The 21,783-nt window shown below is 63.5% G+C and carries 21 protein-coding genes; 12 read left to right on the top strand and 9 right to left on the bottom strand.

Translation table 11 applies throughout. From position 1 onward, the window contains the following. The first annotated feature begins 56 nt into the window (after positions 1-56). The 9 genes from AFIDRAFT_RS18850 (at position 57) to AFIDRAFT_RS18810 (ending at position 8,258) form a co-directional block, all read left to right on the top strand. On the top strand, positions 57-1,349 hold the full coding sequence (locus AFIDRAFT_RS18850) for a glutamate-5-semialdehyde dehydrogenase (RefSeq protein WP_009341273.1): 1,293 nt from the start codon (positions 57-59) through the stop codon (positions 1,347-1,349). Continuing rightward, a complete protein-coding gene (locus AFIDRAFT_RS18845; RefSeq protein ID WP_009341272.1) occupies positions 1,346-1,969 on the top strand; it encodes a nicotinate-nucleotide adenylyltransferase in 624 nt (207 codons plus the stop codon). Before AFIDRAFT_RS18850 ends, AFIDRAFT_RS18845 begins: the two co-directional genes overlap by 4 nt. 179 nt (positions 1,970-2,148) lie before the next feature. Continuing rightward, entirely contained in the window at positions 2,149-2,505 is a 357-nt protein-coding gene (gene rsfS / locus AFIDRAFT_RS18840; RefSeq protein WP_197083306.1) for a ribosome silencing factor, read from the top strand. Positions 2,506-2,627: 122 nt separating this feature from the next. Next, on the top strand, positions 2,628-3,110 hold the full coding sequence (gene rlmH / locus AFIDRAFT_RS18835; RefSeq protein ID WP_009341270.1) for a 23S rRNA (pseudouridine(1915)-N(3))-methyltransferase RlmH: 483 nt from the start codon (positions 2,628-2,630) through the stop codon (positions 3,108-3,110). An 11-nt stretch (positions 3,111-3,121) separates the two neighbouring features. Further along, positions 3,122-4,453 carry a murein hydrolase activator EnvC family protein gene (locus tag AFIDRAFT_RS18830; RefSeq protein ID WP_009341269.1) on the top strand — a complete coding sequence of 444 codons (1,332 nt, stop codon included), beginning with the start codon at positions 3,122-3,124 and terminating at the stop codon, positions 4,451-4,453. After that, positions 4,450-5,796 (top strand): S41 family peptidase, encoded by a 1,347-nt coding sequence (locus tag AFIDRAFT_RS18825; RefSeq protein ID WP_009341268.1) that lies wholly within the window; start codon positions 4,450-4,452, stop codon positions 5,794-5,796. Before AFIDRAFT_RS18830 ends, AFIDRAFT_RS18825 begins: the two co-directional genes overlap by 4 nt. A gap of 91 nt (positions 5,797-5,887) precedes the next feature. After that, complete coding sequence (locus AFIDRAFT_RS18820; protein WP_009341267.1) at positions 5,888-6,442, top strand: sugar O-acetyltransferase; 555 nt, start codon at positions 5,888-5,890, stop codon at positions 6,440-6,442. A gap of 73 nt (positions 6,443-6,515) precedes the next feature. Continuing rightward, positions 6,516-7,694 carry a divergent polysaccharide deacetylase family protein gene (locus AFIDRAFT_RS18815; RefSeq protein ID WP_009341266.1) on the top strand — a complete coding sequence of 393 codons (1,179 nt, stop codon included), beginning with the start codon at positions 6,516-6,518 and terminating at the stop codon, positions 7,692-7,694. A 63-nt stretch (positions 7,695-7,757) separates the two neighbouring features. Continuing rightward, positions 7,758-8,258, top strand: coding sequence for an RNA pyrophosphohydrolase (locus AFIDRAFT_RS18810; protein ID WP_009341265.1), 501 nt, complete (start codon positions 7,758-7,760; stop codon positions 8,256-8,258). Positions 8,259-8,329: 71 nt separating this feature from the next. Here AFIDRAFT_RS18810 and AFIDRAFT_RS18805 read toward each other — a convergent pair whose 3' ends face one another. The 6 genes from AFIDRAFT_RS18805 to AFIDRAFT_RS18780 all read right to left on the bottom strand — a co-directional run bounded on the left by AFIDRAFT_RS18805 (position 8,330) and on the right by AFIDRAFT_RS18780 (position 13,688). Next, a complete protein-coding gene (locus tag AFIDRAFT_RS18805) occupies positions 8,330-8,743 on the bottom strand; it encodes a F0F1 ATP synthase subunit epsilon (RefSeq protein ID WP_009341264.1) in 414 nt (137 codons plus the stop codon). A gap of 5 nt (positions 8,744-8,748) precedes the next feature. Next, entirely contained in the window at positions 8,749-10,179 is a 1,431-nt protein-coding gene (gene atpD, locus AFIDRAFT_RS18800) for a F0F1 ATP synthase subunit beta (RefSeq protein ID WP_009341263.1), read from the bottom strand. Between the two features lie 21 nt (positions 10,180-10,200). After that, positions 10,201-10,605, bottom strand: a complete 405-nt coding sequence (locus AFIDRAFT_RS18795) for an organic hydroperoxide resistance protein (RefSeq protein WP_009341262.1) — start codon at positions 10,603-10,605, stop codon at positions 10,201-10,203. An 11-nt stretch (positions 10,606-10,616) separates the two neighbouring features. Then, complete coding sequence (locus tag AFIDRAFT_RS18790) at positions 10,617-11,498, bottom strand: F0F1 ATP synthase subunit gamma (RefSeq protein ID WP_009341261.1); 882 nt, start codon at positions 11,496-11,498, stop codon at positions 10,617-10,619. A 97-nt stretch (positions 11,499-11,595) separates the two neighbouring features. Beyond that, entirely contained in the window at positions 11,596-13,128 is a 1,533-nt protein-coding gene (gene atpA / locus AFIDRAFT_RS18785) for a F0F1 ATP synthase subunit alpha (protein WP_009341260.1), read from the bottom strand. After that, positions 13,128-13,688 (bottom strand): F0F1 ATP synthase subunit delta, encoded by a 561-nt coding sequence (locus AFIDRAFT_RS18780; RefSeq protein ID WP_009341259.1) that lies wholly within the window; start codon positions 13,686-13,688, stop codon positions 13,128-13,130. The genes atpA and AFIDRAFT_RS18780 overlap by 1 nt, the downstream gene beginning before the upstream one ends. 621 nt (positions 13,689-14,309) lie before the next feature. Between AFIDRAFT_RS18780 and AFIDRAFT_RS18775 the strand changes: the two genes are divergently transcribed. Next, positions 14,310-14,774: a septal ring lytic transglycosylase RlpA family protein gene (locus tag AFIDRAFT_RS18775; RefSeq protein WP_009341258.1), complete on the top strand. Its 465-nt coding sequence runs from the start codon at positions 14,310-14,312 to the stop codon at positions 14,772-14,774. 156 nt (positions 14,775-14,930) lie between these two features. Here the strand turns inward: AFIDRAFT_RS18775 and AFIDRAFT_RS18770 are convergent, their stop codons facing one another. Continuing rightward, positions 14,931-17,105: a primosomal protein N' gene (locus tag AFIDRAFT_RS18770; RefSeq protein WP_009341257.1), complete on the bottom strand. Its 2,175-nt coding sequence runs from the start codon at positions 17,103-17,105 to the stop codon at positions 14,931-14,933. A gap of 151 nt (positions 17,106-17,256) precedes the next feature. On the opposite strand from AFIDRAFT_RS18770, the gene AFIDRAFT_RS18765 reads away from it, so the two are divergent. Then, positions 17,257-18,222: a tyrosine recombinase XerC gene (locus tag AFIDRAFT_RS18765; RefSeq protein ID WP_197083282.1), complete on the top strand. Its 966-nt coding sequence runs from the start codon at positions 17,257-17,259 to the stop codon at positions 18,220-18,222. A 134-nt stretch (positions 18,223-18,356) separates the two neighbouring features. After that, positions 18,357-18,947 carry a DUF4337 domain-containing protein gene (locus AFIDRAFT_RS18760; protein WP_009341255.1) on the top strand — a complete coding sequence of 197 codons (591 nt, stop codon included), beginning with the start codon at positions 18,357-18,359 and terminating at the stop codon, positions 18,945-18,947. A gap of 68 nt (positions 18,948-19,015) precedes the next feature. On the opposite strand, the gene lpdA is transcribed toward AFIDRAFT_RS18760, so the two are convergent. Both lpdA and odhB read right to left on the bottom strand, forming a co-directional pair. Continuing rightward, positions 19,016-20,416 (bottom strand): dihydrolipoyl dehydrogenase, encoded by a 1,401-nt coding sequence (gene lpdA / locus AFIDRAFT_RS18755; RefSeq protein WP_009341254.1) that lies wholly within the window; start codon positions 20,414-20,416, stop codon positions 19,016-19,018. Between the two features lie 107 nt (positions 20,417-20,523). After that, positions 20,524-21,759, bottom strand: a complete 1,236-nt coding sequence (gene odhB, locus AFIDRAFT_RS18750) for a 2-oxoglutarate dehydrogenase complex dihydrolipoyllysine-residue succinyltransferase (protein ID WP_009341253.1) — start codon at positions 21,757-21,759, stop codon at positions 20,524-20,526. Positions 21,760-21,783: the final 24 nt, after the last annotated feature.

Below are 21,783 nucleotides of genomic sequence, written 5' to 3'. Positions count from 1 at the left end.
TCCCCGCTTTCCTATTTTATGCTACTGCATGGACCTGACGACCCGGACCGATCCCCATGAATGCCCCGCTGAAAGCCGTTGACGACACAACCGACCTGCCTGCGCTGATGTCCAATCTGGCGGGAGAGGCGCGCGCGGCTGCGCGGGTGCTGGCGCTCGCACCTGCACAGCAGAAGAACGACGCGCTGGCCGCGATGGCAGCCGCCTTGCGTGCCTCCTCCGCAAAACTTCTCGCCGCCAATGCCGAGGATGTCGCGGAAGCGCGCGCGTCGGGGGCGAGCGACTCCTTCATCGACCGGCTCGCGCTGACGCCCGCGCGGATCGAAACCATGGCGGAAGGGCTCGACGTGGTGCGCGGTCTTGAGGACCCGGTCGGCAAGGTCACCGAGAAATGGACCCGCCCCAATGGCATGACCATCGAGCGCGTCAGCGTGCCGCTCGGCGTCGCCGGAGTCATTTTCGAAAGCCGCCCGAACGTGCTGGCGGATGCCGGTGCGCTGTGCCTGAAATCCGGCAATGCCGTGATCCTGCGCGGCGGCTCCGACAGTTTCCGCTCCTGCATGGCGATCCATGCCTGCCTCGTCGAAGGGCTCCGCAAGGCCGGCCTGCCGGAAGCCGCGATCACGCTGGTGCCGACGCGCGATCGTGCCGCTGTCGGCCTCCTGCTGTCGGGTCTCGACGGCCGCATCGACGTGATCGTGCCGCGCGGCGGCAAGAGCCTCGTTGCGCGCGTTGAAGCCGAAGCGCGCGTGCCGGTGTTCGCGCATCTCGACGGCAACAATCATGTCTTCATCGACAAGGCCGCCTCGCTCGACATGGCCAAGACCATTGTCCTGAATGCGAAGATGCGCCGTCCCGGCGTTTGCGGCGCGGCCGAGACGCTTCTGATCGACAAGGCCGCTGCACCTGCACAACTCAAGCCGCTGATCGCCATGCTGATCGATGCGGGTTGCGAAGTGCGCGGCGACGCCGAGGTACAGCATGCCGACGCGCGCGTGAAGCCTGCCGTGGAAGAAGACTGGGCGACCGAATTCGAAGCCCCGATCATCGCCGCCAGAGTCGTCGGCGGGCTCGATGAAGCAATCGACCATATCGAGAAGTACTCCTCGCATCACACCGACGCCATCGTGACCGAGGACACGCAGACCGCTACACGCTTCCTCAACGAGGTCGATTCCGCCATCGTGCTGCATAACGCCTCGACGCAATTCGCCGACGGCGGCGAGTTCGGCTTTGGCGCGGAAATCGGCATCGCCACTGGCAAGTTTCATGCCCGTGGTCCTGTCGGCGTCGAGCAACTAACCTCGTTTAAATATCGTGTCCATGGCACGGGGCAGACGCGCCCGTGAACCACACACCGGCGCTGCGCGAAGCGATCCCGCCTTATACCGACGGCATGCGCATCGGCCTGCTCGGCGGCTCGTTCAATCCGCCGCACACCGCGCATCGCGACATCACGCTGTTCGCGATGAAGCGGCTTAACCTCGACCGGGTCTGGTGGCTGGTGACGCCCGGCAATCCGCTGAAGGACAAGGCGCCGCACCGGCTCGAGGAACGCATGGAGGCCGCGCGGTGTCTCGCGCATCATCCGCGCATCGACGTGAGCTGTCTCGAATCCGTCATCGGCACGAGATACACTCTCGACACCATTGAGTTCCTGCGCAGGCGTTGTGCGGCCGTCCGCTTTGTCTGGATCATGGGAGCCGACAATCTCGCCCAATTCCATCGCTGGAAAGGCTGGCGCACCATTGCCGATCTGGTTCCCATGGCCGTGATCGACCGGCCGCCCGACAGTTTCGGCGCATTATCCTCGCCCGCAGCACAAGCCCTGATGCAGCACCGCATCCCCGAGCGCGACGCAGGCCAACTCGCCACCATGACACCGCCAGCCTGGATCTTCCTCACCGGCATGAAATCGCCGTTGTCATCGACCAGATTGCGGAACCCGGACGGAAGCTGGAAGACGTGACGCAAACACCACAGTCTGACGGCCTCACAAGTCTGGACGATTGAAAGCATTAACCCCACATGCCTAAAATAGGCACGTGGGCATCGGAAGATTCGGTGCCCGCGACACAGTGAAAGGAGTGGTCCCTGACCGCATCTGCATTGTCCCGGACGGCAGCAAAGTCTCCGTCCATCGCTGTCCTGAAGGCGCGTCCTGACGCCGACGAGACACTCACCCTGATCCTCTCCCGCCTCGACGACATGAAGGCGGAAGATACGATCACCATCGACCTTCGCGGCAAGTCCTCCATCACCGACTACATGGTCGTCACCACCGGACGGGTGAACCGTCACGTCGGTGCGATCGCGGAGAATGTCGCCAAGGGCTTGAAGGAAAGCGGGATCGAAGCGCCGCACATCGAAGGGCTCGCCAATTGCGATTGGGTGCTGATCGATTCCGGCGACGTGATCGTCCACGTTTTCCGGCCGGAGGTTCGCGAGTTCTACAATCTCGAAAAGATGTGGACCTCGGAGAAACCGGCCAAGAAGGCGCGTTAAAGCCGGCGAGGTGTCGCCGGCGCGTCTGGAGTGATCTTGCCTGTTATGCGGGATTGGGAGTCGCGCGCTGATTTAAGCGCCCCTTGATTTAAGATGGCGGACTGACGTGATAAGACCATGCCATGCGTCTTCTCGTCATCGCCATTGGCCGCCTCAAGCAAGGCCCGGAACGCGAGCTTGCCGAGCGTTACCGCGAACGCTTTGAGAGCCTTTCGCGCAAGCTTGGTTTCCGCGGCCTCGATATCCACGAAATCCCCGAAAGCCGCCATGCCGACGCCGCTGGCCGGATCGCCGAGGAAGCCCAGGCGATGACCGCGCACATTCCCGACGGCGCGATGGTGCTGGCGCTCGACGAGCGCGGCGACAATCTCGACAGCACCACCATCGCCCGCCATCTTGAGCGCTGGCGTGATGATTCGGTGCCCTGCGCGGTGTTGCTGATCGGTGGCGCCGACGGGCTGTCCACGGAATTGAGCCGTCGCGCCAAGGTCCGTCTCGCCTTCGGCAAGGCGACGTGGCCGCACCAGATCGTGCGTATCCTGCTCCTGGAGCAGATCTACCGGGCAGGGACGATCCTGTCCGGTCACCCTTATCACCGGGCCTGACGGAGACCAGTTTGATCCTCAGTGCGCGCAAATCGTCCGGCCTTTCTCGGCTCTGCGGCCTTGCGCTGGCCGCGTGCCTCGGGACGACAGGCGTGCTCGCGCAAACACCGGCCCCATCACCGCCCGCATCCGGCCAGGCCACGCTCGACCAGCGCAATCAGGAACTCGAGGCGCTGCGCGCCAAGCAGAAGGAAGCGGCGGACGCGCAGCAACGCCTCAAGGACGAGATCGCCGCGATCGGGCAGGACCGCACCAAGCTCAACCAGCAACTGATCGACACCGCCGCGCGCATCCGCGCCATCGAGGCCAATATCAGCGACAGCGAGGGCCGTATCCGCCCGCTCGACGCGCGCGAAGCGGAGATCAGGCTGTCGCTCGAAACCCGGCGCGACCGGATCGGCGAAGTGCTCGCGGCCCTGCAGCGCGCGGGACGCCGCGCGCCGCCAGCTTTGCTGGTGACGCCAGAGGATTCGCTGCAATCGCTGCACACCGCGATGCTGCTCGGCGCGGCCGTGCCGGAAATGCGCGCCCGCGCACTCAAGCTCGCAAACGACCTCGGCGAGCTCATTCAGGTGCGCAAGAATATCTCGGCAGAACGCGACCGCCTCGCGGCCGAACGCGACAAGCTCACGACCGACAGCACCCGACTCGCAGCCCTCGTCGATGAGCGGCAGAAGAAGCAGTCGGATGCCGAACGTGACATGGCAGCAGAAAAGAGCCGTGCCACTGAATTGGCCAGGCAAGCCGGCAGCCTGCAGGACCTGATTGCCAAAATGGAACAGGACATCAAGAGTGCTGCCCGGGCGGCGGCGGCGGCGGAATTGAAAGGAACCCCCCCCTCCGTCAACGGAAAGCCTAATTTGCGCGGCATGCAGGACCCAGCGCGCCTCAGTCCGGCGATTGCCTTTGCTGCGGCAAAGGGGTTGTTGCCTCTTCCGGTCAACGGCACGAAGATTCGCAATTACGGCGGGCCGGATGGCAATGGCGGGCAGGAAAAGGGCATTTCAATCGCGACGCGCCCCGGCGCACAGGTCACAACTCCGTGTGATGGCTGGGTGGTTTATGCGGGACCGTTCAGGAGCTATGGACAACTCTTGATCCTCAATGCGGGCGGCGGGTATCATGTCCTGATCGCTGGAATGGACCGTATTTCGGTCAATATTGGCCAGTTTGTACTGACGGGGGAGCCGGTGGCGACGATGGGATCACAGTCTCAGGTCGCCTCCATTCTGGCAGCGCCATCGAGCCAACCCGTACTCTATATCGAGTTCCGGAAAGACGGAGCTCCGATCGATCCAGGCCCATGGTGGGCCGCAAAGGAAGGCGAAAAGGTTCGCGGATGATGCGCAAGACTTCTCTCATTCTTCTCAGCGCCGCAGCCGGCGCTGCCGCGACCCTTCTGGTGACCCAGCCCCGAGCTTCGCTGATGGGCACCTCGGCGCGCGCCGCGGCCGCCGACACCTACCGCCAGCTCAATTTGTTCGGCGACGTGTTCGACCGCGTCCGCAGCGACTATGTCGAGAAGCCGGACGACAAGAAGCTGATCGAGAGCGCCATCAGCGGCATGCTGACCGGTCTCGACCCGCACTCCAGCTACATGGACGCGAAGAGCTTCAAGGACATGCAGGTGCAGACCCGCGGCGAATTCGGCGGACTTGGCATCGAAGTCACGATGGAAGACGGCCTCATCAAGGTGGTGTCGCCGATCGACGACACGCCGGCCTCGAAGGCGGGTATCCTCGCCAACGACATCATCACCAATCTCGACGATGAAGCCGTGCAGGGCCTCACCCTCAATCAGGCCGTCGACAAGATGCGTGGCCCAGTCAACACCAAGATCAAGCTGAAGATCATCCGCAAGGGTCAGGACAAGCCGATCGAGGTCACGCTGACACGCGACAACATCCGCGTCCGTGCAGTCCGCGCGAAAGTGGAGGATGGCGATATCGCCTACATCCGCATTACCTCCTTCAACGAGCAGACCACCGAAGGCCTGAAGAAGGAGATGGCCAATCTCCAGCAGCAGATCGGTACCGACAAGGTGAAGGGCTACATCCTCGACCTGCGCAACAATCCTGGCGGCTTGCTTGAAGAAGCTGTCTCCGTATCCGACGCCTTCCTCGATCGCGGCGAGATCGTCTCGACGCGCGGCCGCAACGCCGAGGAAACCCAGCGCCGCACCGCCAAGCCCGGCGACCTCGCCAAGGGCAAGCCGGTGATCGTGCTGATCAACGGCGGCTCCGCTTCCGCTTCCGAAATCGTCGCGGGCGCACTGCAGGACCAGAAGCGTTCGACCACCATCGGCACCCGCTCGTTCGGCAAGGGCTCGGTGCAGACCATCATCCCGCTCGGCTCGGGCAACGGCGCGTTGCGGCTCACCACCGCGCGCTACTTTACCCCGTCGGGCAAGTCGATCCAGGCCAAGGGCATCACCCCCGACATCGAAGTGATGCAAGACGTCCCTGACGATCTGAAGGCCAAGACCGACACCAAGGGCGAAGCCTCGCTGCGCGGCCACCTCAAGGCCGACGGCCAGGAAGAAACCGGTTCGCAGTCCTACGTGCCGCCGGATGAAAAGAATGACAAGGCGCTGCACACCGCCATCGATCTTCTGCATGGCATCAAGCACAACGCCGCCAACACGACGACCCCGCCGCCGGCCGACAAGGCCAAGGCTGCGAACTAAGAAGGCAGCGAACTAAAGTCTTTACCTCACGATCACAAAAGGCGGCCCCTGCGGCCGCCTTTTTTATTTCCGGCGATCCATCGGAGACGTCATGACCAGCGAAAAGCAGAAGATGATCGCGGGCGAATTGTACCTGCCCGGTGATCCCGAGATTCAGGTCGACATCTCCGCCAACCAGCAATGGCTCGCGCGCTACAACGCCATGCTCAGCCAATCCGCCGCCGAGCGGCTCGCGGTGCTGCGCGAGCGGATCGCAGCAGGCGATTCCTGCGACCTGCGGCCGCCATTCCACTGCGATTACGGCTTCAACATCCGCCTCGGGGCCGGCGTGTTCATGAACTTCAACTGCGTCATCCTCGATGTGACCCACGTCACCATCGGCGACCGCACCCAGATTGGCCCCGCGGTGCAGATCTACGCCGCCGACCATCCGCGCGACCCGGTCCAGCGCCGCGATGGGTTCGAGTTCGCGCGGCAGGTGGCGATCGGTTCCGATGTCTGGATCGGCGGCGGCGCGATCATCCTGCCCGGCGTCACCGTTGGCGATAACGCCATCATCGGCGCGGGCAGCGTAGTGACCCGCGACGTTGCCCCGGGCGCCACAGTCGTCGGCAATCCCGCACGGACGACACCCCGGAAGGCCTGAAGGCTGCGGCCGGGCGAGGCTATCCCATCCTGTCATGGTAGGATTCCGCGGATGATTCGCGGGATCCCTTGTCGTGACCGATGACCTGAGCGCGCCGCTGGGGCAGACCACGCCGCGCAAGCGCCGCTTCCGCCTGCCCTTCACCGCGCCGCAGGCGATCGCCACGGTCTGCGGCCTGTTTTTACTGGCGTTCCTGGGCTTCGCCATTTTCGGCCGCGACCCGATGGGCGGCGAACCGGTTGTCGTCGCCAAATACGACCCGGCCAAACTGCCGGGCGCAGACCACTCCGCGATCCCCTCCGCCGCCCCAGTTGCCCCTGCCGCCGCACCGAGCGGCCAGAAGACCGTCACCATCATCGACGGCTCGAGCGGCGAACGGCGCGAAATGAAGGTCGGAGACGACGGCACGCCCGCAGGGCTCGATGCCGACACGCCGGCGATGATGAGCGGCATCAACCAGCGGCTTCTGGAGAATTCCCGCTACGGCATGGTGCCGATCGCAGCCGATGGGCTGAAGCCGTGGCGGGTCTATGCCTCCGGAACCGACCTGCAGCGTGCCCGCGCCGCCACCACGCCGACGATCTCCATCGTGATCGGCGGGCTCGGCGTTGGCGCCGCCAAGACCAACGATGCGATCGTGAAGCTGCCCGCCGCGGTGACGCTGGCCTTCACGCCTTATGGCTCCGATCCCGGCAAGCTCGTCGAGCGCGCCCGCGCCCGGAAGCACGAAGTGCTGCTGCAACTCCCCATGGAGCCTTACGACTATCCGGACAACGATCCCGGCCCGCAGACCCTCCTCGCCACCGCGGGCCCCGAGCAGAACGTAGACCGGCTGATGTGGCTGATGAGCCGCTTCCAGGGTTATGTCGGGCTCACGAATTTCATGGGCTCGCGCTTCCTCGTTACCGATTCCGCGATGCAGCCGATCATCCAGCAGGCGGCCAAGCGCGGCCTCGCCTGGCTTGACGACGGCAGCGTGCCGCGCAGTCTGGCTGGCCAGCTCGCGGGCGCGCAGGGCGTACCTACCGCGACGGCGGATGCCGTGCTCGATCAGGTTCCAACCGCCGCCGAGATCGACAAGAGTCTCATGAAGCTTGAGACGCTGGCACGCGAGCGCGGCAGCGCGGTCGGCATGGCCTCCGCATTGCCGATTTCAATCGAGCGGATCGGGGCATGGGCACAACGCCTTGAGAGCCGGGGCATCCTTTTGGTGCCGTTGACAACGACCCTGATGAAATCAAAATCCAGCTAATCTCCCGATTTGTCGCAGGCTTGCGCGGCAAACCGGCCACGGAACCAACTGAAGGCCTGTACGATGTCGCGTTACGATGATCTGCCCTACCGGAGTTGCGTCGGCATCATGCTTCTGAATGCGAAGGGACTGGTCTTTATCGGGCGGCGCGTCGGCGGTCCCGAGCATGTCGATCAGGCGCATGGCTGGCAAATGCCGCAGGGCGGCATCGATCCCGGCGAGGATCATTGGGAAGCCGCACGTCGCGAGCTTTTTGAGGAGACCAACGCGCGCTCGGTGGAAAAACTCGCCGAGGCCTCCGACTGGCTGACCTACGACATTCCACGCACCATCGCAGGGCGTGCCTGGAAGGGCCGCTTTCGCGGGCAGCGGCAGAAGTGGTTCGCGATCCGCTTCACTGGCGAGGATAGCGAGATCAACGTCGTCTCGCCTGCCGGACACAAGCCCGAATTCATCGACTGGCGCTGGGAGCCGATGGAGAACCTTCCCGGCCTCGTCGTCCCTTTCAAGCGCCCGGTCTATGAGCGCGTGGTGCAGGAATTTTCGCGGTTCGCCGGCAAGTAAGATCCCGGCCATGACAGGGATACAAAAAAGCCCCGCCAAAGCGGGGCTTTTTGATTCTCAAAACGCAAGCCTCAGTGCATTCCGGTCGAGGTGATGCGCTGCTGGATGACCTTGAAGTGGTCGAGCCGCGCAATCGCGCGATCGAGCGCGCTGCCCGGCTCCTTGTCCTTCAGGTTTTCTTCCATCTCCTCGATCTGCTTGGCGAACGCCACGCGATCCAGTTCAGCAAGCGACGTCGCTGTGTCGGCCAGCACCGTCAGGCCCTTGTCGGACACTTCCGCAAGGCCGCCGAGCACGATGATCTTCTCGTTCTTGCCGCCGACGGTCACCGTGAGGATGCCAGGACGAATGCTCGCCACCAGCGGCGAATGACCCGCCAGCACGCCGAAGTCGCCCTCGACGCCCGGAACGTCGACCTGCTCGACTTCGCCGGAGAAGGCGATCTTCTCCGGCGAGACGAGATCGAAGTGGAAGGTGTTGGCCATCGCGATTACGCCGCTTCCGCTGCGAGCTTCTTGCCCTTCTCGACGGCCTCTTCGATGGTGCCGACCATGTAGAAGGCCGCTTCCGGCAGGTGATCGTACTTGCCTTCGCAAAGGCCCTTGAAGCCCTTGATGGTGTCGGCGAGCTCGACGAACTTGCCCGGCGAGCCGGTGAAGATTTCAGCGACATGGAACGGCTGCGACAGGAAGCGCTCGATCTTGCGGGCGCGCGCGACCGTAACCTTGTCGTCTTCCGAAAGCTCGTCCATGCCGAGAATGGCGATGATGTCCTGCAGCGCCTTGTAGCGCTGAAGGATCTGCTGCACCTGACGGGCCACCGCGTAGTGCTCGTCACCAACAACCAGCGGCGACAGCATGCGCGAGGTCGAGTCGAGCGGGTCCACCGCCGGGTAAATGCCCTTTTCAGCGATCGAACGGTTCAGCGTCGTGGTCGCGTCCAAGTGGGCGAACGAGGTGGCCGGCGCAGGGTCGGTCAAGTCGTCGGCCGGGACGTAAATCGCCTGGATCGAGGTGATCGAGCCCTTGGTGGTGGTGGTGATGCGTTCCTGCAGCGCGCCCATGTCGGTCGCGAGCGTCGGCTGATAACCCACGGCCGAAGGAATACGGCCGAGAAGCGCCGACACTTCCGAACCCGCCTGCGTGAAGCGGAAGATGTTGTCGACGAAGAACAGCACGTCCTGGCCCTTGTCGCGGAAATCTTCCGCGATGGTGAGACCGGAGAGAGCGACGCGGGCGCGGGCGCCCGGCGGCTCGTTCATCTGGCCATACACGAGAGCGCACTTCGAGCCTTCGCCGCCGCCCTTCTTGTTGACGCCGGATTCGATGAACTCGTGATAGAGGTCGTTGCCTTCGCGGGTGCGCTCGCCGACGCCGGCGAACACCGAGTAACCGCCGTGGGCCTTCGCGACGTTGTTGATCAGTTCCTGAATGAGCACGGTCTTGCCGACGCCGGCGCCGCCGAACAGGCCGATCTTGCCGCCCTTCGCATACGGAGCCAGCAGGTCGACGACCTTGATGCCGGTGACGAGAATTTCAGCGTCCGTGGACTGCTCGGTGTAGGCCGGCGCTTCCTGATGGATGGCGCGGGTGCCTTCCGCCTTGACCGGACCGCCTTCGTCCACCGGCTCGCCGATGACGTTGATGATGCGGCCGAGCGTGCCCTCGCCGACCGGCACCTTGATCGGTGCGCCGGTATCGGTGACTTCCTGGCCGCGGACCAGACCCTCGGTGGTGTCCATCGCGATCGCGCGCACGGTGGATTCGCCGAGATGCTGCGCGACTTCGAGAACGAGGCGGTTGCCCTGGTTCTTGGTTTCGATCGCATTCAGGATCGCCGGCAGATAGCCGTCGAACTGCACGTCGACGACCGCGCCGATGACCTGCGTGATGCGTCCGACCTGGTTGGCGGGTTGGGCCATGGAAACTCTCTCCTTGATAACTTAGACGGCGGTCAGCTTGACGGGCACGTTGCCCTTGGTCGCCTTCGAATACGGACAAATCGTGTGAGCATCTTCGATCAGGGCCTGAAGCTTGGCCTTGTCGGCGCCCGGCAGGGCGACTTTCAGTTCAGCGGCGAGCGAGAACGCGCCGTCGTTGATGTTAAGAGTCACGTCGCAGGTGACTTTCGCGGCCTGACCGTCGAGGCCATGCTTCTTGGCCAGAACCAGAATGGCCTGGCCGAAACAGGCCGACCAGCCAAGTGCGAACAACTGCTCGGGATTGTGCCCCTCGCCATTGCCGCCGATTTCCTTCGGCAGGGCCATCGCCAAAGCGAGGCCGCCATTATCCAGAACAGCGCGGCCGTTGCGTCCACCGGAAGTCGTAGCCTTTGTCGAATAAGACATTGCTTCTCTCCTCAGATTGCCTCGGCGCCGGAGATGATTTCGATCAGTTCCTTCGTAATCATCGCCTGTCGGGTGCGGTTGTAGATCAGGGTCTGCTTGCGGATCATGTCACCCGCGTTGCGGGTGGCGTTGTCCATCGCGCTCATCTGCGCGCCGTAGAACGAAGCGTTGTTTTCGAGAAGCGCGCGGAAGATCTGGATCGCGAGATTGCGCGGCAGGAGGTCTGCGAGAATCTCGTTCTCTTCCGGCTCGTAATCGTAAACCGCGGAAGCCGACGCAGTCGTTTCCTGCTTGGCCTCGACCACCAACGGGATCACCTGCTGCGCGGTCGGCACCTGCGCGATCACCGACTTGAACTGAGCATAGAACAGCGTGGCGACATCGAACTCGCCCGCCTCAAACATCGTGACGATCTTCTTCGCGATCTCCTCGGCGTTCTTGTAGCCGAGCACCTTCACGGAGCGCAGCTCCATGTGGCCGACGATCTGCTTTTCGAACTGGCGGCGGAGCTGCTCGTAGCCCTTGCGGCCGACGCAGAAGAACTTGACCTCCTTACCCTGGTTCATCAGGGCCAGCGCGCGCTCGCGGGCGAGACGCACGATGGAGGAGTTGAACGCGCCCGACAGGCCACGCTCGCCGGTGCAGACCAGCAGAAGCTGAACCTGATCGCGGCCAGTGCCGGTCAGCAGCAGAGGCGCGCTGTCGGAACCTGCCGCCGCGCTCGCGATGTTGGAGATCACCGCATCCATGCGCTCGGCATAAGGCCGCGCTGCTTCGGCCGCGGTCTGCGCACGGCGCAGCTTCGAGGCCGCGACCATTTGCATGGCCTTGGTGATCTTCTGCGTCGCCTTGGTCGAGGCGATGCGGACACGCATGTCCTTGAGCGAAGCCATTCTTCTATTTCACTCCGACAATCAGACCGTGGATCCGATCGTTTAGACGTCCTGCCACTTCAAAGAATGGCCGGGGCGAGCCCGGCCATAATGGGATTTACGCGAACGACTTGGCGAAGCCGTCGACCACGCTCTTCAGCTTGGCGGCGGAGTCGTCGGACAAATCCTTCGAGTCGCGGATCGCGTTGAGAAGATCGATGTGCTTACCGCGCAGCAGCGACAGCAGGCCGTCTTCGAACGCGCGCACCTTGTTGAGCGGCAGCGCATCGAGATAGCCGTTGGTGCCGGCCCAGATCACAGCGACCTGCTCTTCCATCTTCAGCGGCGAGAACTGCGGCTGCTTCAGGAGCTCGGTCAGGCGCGAACCGCGGTTCAGCAGGCGCTGGGTCGAGGCGTCGAGGTCGGAGCCGAACTGCGCGAACGCCGCCATTTCGCGGTACTGCGCGAGCTCGCCCTTGATCTTGCCGGCAACCTTCTTCATCGCCTTGGTCTGCGCCGACGATCCGACGCGCGACACCGACAGACCGACGTTCACCGCCGGGCGGATGCCCTGGAAGAACAGGTCGGTTTCAAGGAAGATCTGGCCGTCGGTGATCGAGATCACGTTGGTCGGAATGTAGGCCGACACGTCGTTCGCCTGGGTCTCAATGACCGGCAGGGCGGTCAGCGAGCCGGAGCCGAGGCTGTCGTTCAGCTTCGCCGAACGCTCGAGCAGACGGGAGTGCAGGTAGAACACGTCGCCCGGATAGGCTTCGCGGCCCGGCGGGCGGCGCAGCAGCAGCGACATCTGACGGTAGGCGACGGCCTGCTTGGACAGATCGTCATAGATGATGACGGCGTGCATGCCGTTGTCGCGGAAGTATTCGCCCATGGTGCAGCCGGTGAACGGCGCGAGATACTGCATCGGCGCCGGGTCCGAAGCGGTCGCGGCGACGATGATCGAATACTCAAGCGCGCCCTGCTCTTCGAGCACCTTAACGAACTGCGCGACTGTGGAGCGTTTCTGGCCGATCGCGACGTAGACGCAATACAGCTTCTGGCTTTCCGGAGCGCCCGCAACGTTGAGCGGCTTCTGGTTGAGGATGGTGTCGAGCGCGATCGCGGTCTTGCCGGTCTGGCGGTCGCCGATGATCAGCTCGCGCTGGCCGCGGCCGACGGGGATCAGGGCGTCAACAGCCTTGAGGCCGGTTGCCATCGGCTCGCTGACCGACTTGCGCGGAATGATGCCGGGCGCCTTGACGTCGACGCGCTTGCGCTCGGTCGCCTGGATCGGGCCCTTGCCGTCGATCGGGTTGCCGAGAGCGTCAACGACGCGGCCCAAAAGACCCTTGCCGACCGGAGTGTCCACGATGGCGCGGGTGCGCTTGACGGTCTGGCCTTCCTTGATCTCGCGGTCGGCGCCGAAAATAACGATACCGACGTTGTCGCTTTCAAGGTTCAGCGCCATGCCGCGCGTGCCGTTCTCGAACTCGACCATTTCGCCCGCCTGGACGTTGTCGAGACCGTAGACGCGGGCAATGCCGTCGCCGACGGAGAGAACCTGACCCACCTCGGAAACTTCGGCTTCCTGGCCGAAATTCTTGATCTGGTCCTTGAGGATTGCGGAAATTTCCGCGGCCCGGATGTCCATCAGCCTGCCTCTTTCATCGCGTTCTTGATCGAATTGAGTTTGGTGCGAAGCGAACTATCGACCATGCGGCTGCCGAGCTTGACGATAAGCCCGCCGATGATCGAGGGATCGACATTCACGTTGAGATCGACGTCCTTGCCTGTCACTGACTTCAGCGAAGCCTTCAGCGCGTCGAGATTCTTGTCATTGAGCGGTTCGGCGACGGTGACATCGGCCGTGGCTTCGCCACGGAACTTCGCCACCAGCACGCGGAACGCGCGGATCACGTCATTCACCACGAACAGGCGGCGATTGGCGGTCAAAACCCTCAGGAAGTTGGCGGCGATGCCGCCGATGCCGGCCTTGGCAAGCACGGCGTCAAGCGCCTTGCCCTGCTCCTGCGCGGTGAACACAGGGCTGCGCACGAGCCGCGCCAGATCGGCGCTCTCGGCGAGCAGGCCGGCAAATTTGTCGATATCGGCGCGAACCGAATCGATGGATTTCTGGTCCCGGGCCAGTTCGAACAGGGCGGTCGCGTACCGTCCGGCCACGCCTGAAACTGAGGTATCGTCAGTAGCCACGAAATGCTCTTCTGCTGTTGAAGGCCCAAGAAAAATTCCAAGAAAAATCCATCGCCATTGGACAGGCGCCATGAATTCGCGCCGAGCGATGTAAGTCCTTGAGATTCAAGCTGGACTTCGATTTCCGGCCGAACCGATATGTTCAGCATCGTGAAAACGCGCGCTTGCTAACATAGGGCGCTGGCAGGCGCAATATGACCATAACTACCAGTCGAAAATCGAAAGTCGCAGATGCGGCGTCCCTAAAGCTGATCCGGCGGGGTGGCCGAAATCGCAAGCGCAGCGCCCCCTGCCATGCAGAGCGTCCCGCTCAGCTCATGTCGATATGCAAGATTGCTATAACTGAGGCCCTAAATCCCGCTTTGCCGTTTACTGCGCGAGGCCGGATTTTAACTTCGCTATTGAGTATATATTGTCGAATGATCGTATATCTATTGTATAGATAAAGTATTCGTATAGAACTTAGGCTATTCGCCTTGCTTTCTCCCAATATGTGAAAGAGTACGGAACTTAATCAAGCGCCCCGTTTATGCCTTATTGATCGAAGAACCAGCCGTCAGACGAGCAATGGCCATCTATAGCCTGGTCGTCTGATGGATAAACAGGCATAAGGACGACTTGATGTTGAGATTTTCGAGGAAGGCGCCGCGCGCAGCCTCTGCGATTCGGAATACCTCGCTGGCCGCTTTCTCGGTGGTTTGTGTTCTCGGTCTCAGCACGCAGGCAAGCGAAGCCCGTAGCCCCAAGAAGTCCTGGCGCGAAGCCAACGCGTCCCTCGACGTCCCTTCGTCCACGCATCATTCCGGCCGCACATTTTCCGGCATGGCTTCCTATTACGGCAATGAGTCGGGCAGCCGTACCGCGTCCGGCCAGCGTTTCAACCAGAACGCGATGACCGCCGCGCACCGCACCCTGCCCTTCGGCACCCGCCTCAAGGTCACCCATGGCAGCCGCAGCGTCGTCGTCACCGTCAACGATCGCGGCCCGTTCATCCGTGGCCGCGTGCTCGACCTCTCCAAGGGTGCCGCGCATGCCATCGGCCTGACCGGCCGCGGCGTCGGCCGGGTGGTCGCAGAAGTTCAGTAAGCACGAGCATGATGCCGAAAAGTGCGAAGCGGTTTTCGGATCACATCATGCTCAATCAAACGAGTTCGTAGCGTAGCGTTGTTGCGTAAAGTCAGTTGAGTATGAGTAGAGCCGGCGCAAATGCCGGCTCTTTCATTTTGCGGTTCATTTTGCGGCTTACAAAAAACTCTGCGGATCGACATCGACTTCGAGGGTGAGGCTACCCTTGGTCTTCGGCGCCGCCGCGAGCCACGCACGCAGATAGCCCGACAGATCGAACGCCCGCGACGATTTCACCAAGAGGCGAAACCGGTAGCGCCCCTTGATGACAGCGAGCGGCGCCTCCGCCGGTCCCAGCACCACCACATGCTCATCGCGCGGCGCGAGGTTGGCGAGCCTGCGGGCAAAGCCTTCCGCATCCGGCCGGTTCGCTGCCGAGACGATCAGCGCCGCGAGCCGCCCGAACGGCGGATAGGCGGCGCGCTCACGCGCCTCGATCTCGCTGTCGTAGAACGCCTCACGGTTGGAGGCGACCAGCGCCTTCATCACCGGATGTTCCGGCTGGTGCGTTTGCAGATAACCCACACCGCGCCCCTGCTCGCGACCGGCACGCCCGATCACCTGATTGAGCAACTGGAAGGTGCGCTCGGCGGCGCGCGGATCGCCATTGCCGAGCCCGAGATCGGCATCGACCACGCCGACGAGATTGAGACGTGGGAAATTATGTCCCTTCGCCACAAGCTGCGTACCGATGATGATGTCGACACGGCCTTCCGCGATCTCGTTGAGTTCCGACCGCATGGTCTCGATGTCGGTGATGAGATCGCTGGAGAGAACCATGGTACGCGCCTCGGGAAAGAGAGTCGCGGCCTCCTCCTGCAACCGTTCCACGCCGGGGCCGATGGCGGCGAGCGATTCCTCCGCCGCGCATTGCGGGCAGACATGCGGGCGCGGCATCGAGAACCCGCAATGGTGACAAACGAGGCGCTGGCGGAAACGATGATCCACCAGCCACGCATCGCAGATGTTGCACGAAAACCTGTGGCCGCAGGCCCGGCATAATGTCAGCGGCGCATAGCCGCGGCGGTTGAGGAACAACAGCGCCTGTTCCCTGCGCTCCACCGCGAACTTCACGGCCTCCGCGAGCGGCGGCGAGATGAAACGCCCGCGCTGCGGGCCTTCGCGGCGCAAATCGATCGCCTCGATATGCGGCATGTGCTGGCCGCCGAACCGCGATGGCAGCGCGATGCGCCGATAGCGGCCGGTGCGCGCATTTACCTCCGTCTCGACCGACGGCGTCGCCGACGACAGCACCACTGGAACCTTCGCGATGTGCCCGCGCACCACCGCCATGTCGCGCGCATGATAATGCGCGCCGTCGCTCTGCTTGTAGGCCTGGTCGTGCTCCTCATCGACCACGATCAACCCAAGATCCGCGTAGGGCAAGAACAAAGCCGAACGCGCGCCGACCACGACCTGCGCTTCACCATTCGCGACCGCGAGCCAGTTGCGCGCGCGGGTACGCGGCGTCAGTTCCGAATGCCACTCGATCGGCCGCACGCCGAAGCGTTGCGCGAAGCGTTCGAGGAATTGTCCCGTAAGTGCGATTTCCGGCATCAGGATCAGCGCCTGCCGTCCCTTGCGAATGATTTCGGCGACCGCTTCGAAATACACTTCGGTCTTGCCTGAACCCGTCACGCCGTCGATTAGCGCGACGGCGAAGCCATCCTGCGCGGCGAGCTCGCGCATCTTCGCAGCGGCTTCGCTTTGCTCGGGGGAGAAATCCGGTTCGGCAAATGCAGCGTCCGGCGGCTGCATCGGTTTTTCGCGCGGCATTGTTTCGACTGCCAGCGTGCCTTCATCGACAAGCCCGTCGATCACCGAACCGCTGACGCCCGCCTCCTGCGCGGCCTCGGATTTTGCGCGCAACAATCCATCCGAAAGAAGATCGAGCACACGGGCGCGAGCCGCCGTCATGCGCTGCGGCGGCTCACCCACCAGCCGCACGCCAAGGCGCACGCGCTCGGGGCCGAGATGCTCGCCCATCCGCAGCGTCATCCGCATCACCATGCCGCGCGAGGCTAGCGTGTAGTTCGACACCCAGTCGACGAAGCGGCGCAGTTCCTCGCGCAGCGGCGGCACGTCGAGTTTTTCGCTGACATCTTTCAGCCGGTTGTGCAGGCGGGGGGCCGGATTCTGGTTTTCCGCCCAAACCACGCCGATCACTTCGCGCGCACCTAGCGGAACGCTGACCACATCGCCCGGTGCCAGTTCCTCGCCATCGGGCACGCCGTAAGAATAGGCCTGATTGAGCGCCACCGGGACGAGGACATCGACAACTCGTCTGGGCATGAGGGATTTCCGGCGTAGCGATTTAAGAAAGGATAAACGGCCCAGTGTGAGTATCGCAACCGCGCGGCAACTGCCACCCTTGGGGATCAGCCTTGCCGCGGTCCCGGCGCGCGAGTCTCGCCTTTACTTGCACATGTATATGTCAGGCAACATGCCTAAGCCAAAGCGCAACTCAGCCACGATCCTGCCCGCCAACGCCGACATTCAGGCCGAGGCGGCGCGCTGGCTCGCGCATCTGAAAAGCGAGCGGCGGCTGTCACCCAAAACGCTGGAGGCCTATGAGCGCGACCTGCGCCAGTGCCTCATGTTTCTGGCAGAGCATTGGGGCAAACCGGCCTCGCTTAAGGCCTTCGCCGCGATTGAGGCGACGGACGTACGCGCCTTCATGGCGGCGCGGCGTGCCGACGATATCGGCGGGCGTTCGCTGATGCGGGCGCTGGCGGGCTTGCGCTCGTTCGGCCGCTTTCTGGAACGCGAAGGCAAAGGCAAGGTCGGCGCGCTGTCCGCGATCCGCGCGCCGAAGATTTCAAAGACCCTGCCGAAGCCGCTGGCCGTCTCCGCCGCCCGCAATCTGACGGAGGCCGATATCCGCGCTGGCGAGGATCGTCCGCCATGGATCTGGGCGCGCGACGCCGCCGTGATGGCGCTGCTCTACGGCTCCGGCCTGCGCATTTCCGAGGCGCTTGGCCTCAACCGGCGCGACATTCCTGAGCCGGGGCGCGGCGACGTCATCACCGTCACCGGCAAAGGCAACAAGACGCGGATGGTGCCGGTGCTGCAAGGCGTGCTGGAGGCCGTGCAGGATTATATCGCCCAGTGCCCCTACCCGCTTGCGCCCGAGAAGCCCGTGTTCGTCGGCGCGCGCGGCGGGCCGCTGTCGCCCCGCATCATTCAACTGACCATGGAACGGCTGCGCGGCGCCCTCGGCCTGCCCGACAGTGCCACGCCGCACGCGCTGCGCCACTCTTTCGCAACCCACCTTCTGTCGCGCGGCGGCGATTTGCGCGCCATCCAGGAACTGCTCGGCCACGCCTCGCTTTCGACCACCCAGATCTATACCGGGATCGACGCCGAGCGGCTAATGGATGTCTACCAGAGCGCCCACCCGCGGGCCTGACAGCCCTTTTACTGAACCCACGCTGAATAACGTATCGTGCGGGCCTTTCAAAAAACCGGTGTCCATCGCGCGGCAGTCTTGCGCCGGTCACAGCCTTCGTTCAATCGTGGCACATCGACAGCGGAGAATCACCGATGAGCGCCCACGAGAGCATGGAGCACGCCGAGCATGCCGAGCATGCGTCCGGCTCGAACAAGAAGATCGCCCTTCTGATTGCGATCATCGCCTTGTGCCTTGCCCTGTCCGAGACACTCGGCAAGAGCGCGCAGACCGAGGCGATCAGCAAGAACGTCGAGGCCGCGAACCTCTGGGCCTTCTTTCAGGCCAAGAGTATCCGCCGCACTCAGGTGCAGACCGCGATCGAGCAGATGAAGGTCACGACCGACACATCCGCCGACGAGGCGCTCAAGACCGCTGCCGCCAAGCAGATCGAGATCTGGCAGAAGACCGCGGCGCGCTACCGCTCCGAGCCCGAGACCGGCGAAGGCTCCGAACAACTGGCCGCCCGCGCCAAGCATGCCGAGCATGACCGCGATCTCGCGTCCGCCCGCTATCATCATTTCGAACTGGCCTCGGCGGCGTTCCAGATTGGCATCGTGCTGGCGTCGGCCACCATCATCACCGGAATCGTCGCGCTGGCCTGGGGATCGTGTCTTCTGGCGCTGATCGGCATCGCCTTCACCGGGATCGGCCTGCTCGCGCCGCATGCCGTGCATTTGATGTAGAAAAACAAGCGGGCCGCGTCGGGAACCCCCGTCGCGGCCCGTTTCGATTTCAGGCGCTGTTCGCGCGCCTACATATGAATGGCGCGCTTGGCCACCGCCATCGCCGCTTCCTTCACGGCTTCGGAACGGGTCGGGTGTGCGTGACAGGTGCGCGCAAGGTCTTCCGCCGCGCCGCCGAACTCCATCAGCACCGCGCATTCGTGGATCATTTCGCCGGCTTCCGCGCCGATGATGTGCGCGCCTAGCACGCGGTCGGTCTTGGCATCAGCGATGATCTTCACGAAGCCATCGGTGGTCTGGTTGACCTTGGTGCGGCCGTTGGCGGTGAACGGAAACTTGCCGACGTTGTAGGCGACGCCTGCCTGCTTGAGTTCTTCCTCGGTCTTGCCGACGGACGCCACTTCCGGGAAAGTGTAGATCACGCTCGGGATCACATCGTAATTGGTATGACCGGCCTGGCCTGCGAGAATTTCCGCCACCGCCACGCCTTCGTCCTCGGCCTTGTGCGCAAGCATCGGCCCGGCGATGCAGTCGCCGATGGCGTAGATGCCTTTCACATTGGTCGCGAGATGCGCATCGGTCTTGATGCGGCCGCGCTGATCGAGTTCGACGCCCGCTTCTTTCAGGCCGAGGCCATCGGTGTAAGGCACGCGGCCGATCGCCACCAGCACCACGTCGGCCTCGATCGTTTCGCTCTTGCCGCCCGCCGCAGGTTCGATGCTCACCTTCAACGTCTTGCCGGAGGAATCGACGCCGGTGACCTTGCTGCCGAGCTTGAACTCGAAACCCTGCTTCTCGAGGATGCGCTGGAAGGATTTGGCGATCTCGCCATCCATGCCAGGAATGATGCGGTCGAGGAACTCGACCACCGTTACCTTGGCGCCGAGCCGCCGCCACACCGAGCCGAGTTCGAGCCCGATCACGCCGGCGCCGATCACCAGCATCCTTTCAGGTACCTTCTCGAGTTTCAGCGCGCCGGTGGACGACACAATGCGCTTCTCATCGATCTCGACACCCTTCAGCTTGGCGACGTCCGAACCTGTCGCAACGACGATGTTCTTCGTCTCCAGCACTTGCGTCTTGCCGTCCGCGCCCTTGACCTCGACCTTGCCGGGCCCGGCGATGCGGCCGGTGCCGATAAAGGTCTCGATCTTGTTCTTCTTGAACAGGAAGCCGACGCCCTTGACGTTGCCGTCAACGCCGTCGTCCTTGAACTTCATCAATGCGGCCATATCGAGCTTCGGCGCGCCGACGCCGACGCCCATCTTCGGCAGCATGTGGGCCGCTTCCTCGAAACGCTCGGAGGCATGCAGCAGCGCCTTGGACGGAATGCAGCCGATGTTGAGACAGGTGCCGCCGAAGGTCGGGTTCTTCTCAACCACCGCGACCTTCATGCCAAGCTGTGCCGCGCGGATCGCGCAGACGTAACCGCCGGGGCCGGTACCGATAACGACGAGATCGAAAGACATAAGAGATAACTCCGAACGAGCTTTTCATCGTCGGGGCCGGTTCGCCCCAACCATCCGCATCGAGACATGAACGCCCGGCGCGAGGCCGGACGCGATGGAAAAAGCAATTACAGGTCGAGCACGAGCCGCGCGGGATCCTCGAGGTTTTCCTTGACGCGCACGAGGAAGGTCACCGCTTCCTTGCCATCGATGACGCGGTGATCGTAGGACAGCGCCAGATACATCATCGGCCGCACCTCGATCTTGCCGCCGACCACGACCGGCCGCTCCTGGATCTTGTGCATGCCGAGAATGCCGGCCTGCGGCGCGTTGAGGATCGGCGTCGACATCAGCGAACCGTAGATGCCGCCATTGGTGATGGTGAAGGTGCCGCCCTGCATCTCGTCGATCTTGAGCTGGCCGTCGCGCGCGCGCCTGCCGAAATCGGCAATCGTCGTCTCTATCTCGGCGATCGACTTGTGGTCGCACTCACGCACCACCGGCACCACAAGGCCCTTGTCGGTGCCGACCGCGACGCCGACGTGATAGTAGTTCTTGTAGACGAGGTCGGTGCCGTCGATCTCGGCGTTGACGGCGGGGACTTCCTTCAGCGCCTGCACGCAGGCCTTCACGAAGAAGCCCATGAAGCCGAGCTTGGCGTGGTGCTTCTTCTCGAACAAATCCTTGTAGTGCGCGCGCAGCGCCATGACGTTGGTCATGTCGACCTCGTTGAAGGTCGTCAGCATCGCAGCGGTGTTCTGCACGTCCTTGAGGCGGCGCGCGATGGTCTGGCGCAGCCGCGTCATCTTCACCCGCTCCTCGCGCGCAGCATCGTCAGCCGGCGACGGCGCGCGGACCTGCAGCGAGGCCGCGGGCTGGTTGATCGGAGTGGGCGACGCGGCGGCCTTTTCGATCGCGGCCATCATGTCGCCCTTGGTGACGCGGCCATCCTTGCCGCTGCCGGGAACCGTGCCGGCATCGATGCCGCTTTCCGCCGAGAGCTTGCGAACCGACGGCGCCTGCGGTGCATCGGCAGGCGGAGATTTCTGTGCGGGAGCGGGTGCTGCGGCCGCGGCAACCGGCTTCGCCGGGACAGCTTCCGCGGGCTTTGCCGCAGCAGGCTTGCCCGCGCCTTCTGTGATCTGGCCAAGCAGCGCGCCGACCGCGACCGTCTCGCCATCCTTAGCGACGATCTCGCCGAGCGTGCCCGCGGACGGTGCCGGCACCTCGATGGTCACCTTGTCCGTTTCCAGTTCAACGAGCGGTTCGTCGACGGCGACGGCATCGCCGGTCTTCTTGAACCAGCGGCCAATGGTGGCCTCGGTGACGGATTCGCCGAGTGTCGGAACGCGGATTTCAGCCATGTCTTGCCCTTTTTGCGTTTTCGG

Source organism: Afipia sp. 1NLS2 (assembly GCF_000178995.1).
Lineage (GTDB): Bacteria > Pseudomonadota > Alphaproteobacteria > Rhizobiales > Xanthobacteraceae > Afipia.
Note: the sequence above shows the minus strand (reverse complement) of the source record. Positions and strands in the feature narration are given on the sequence as shown.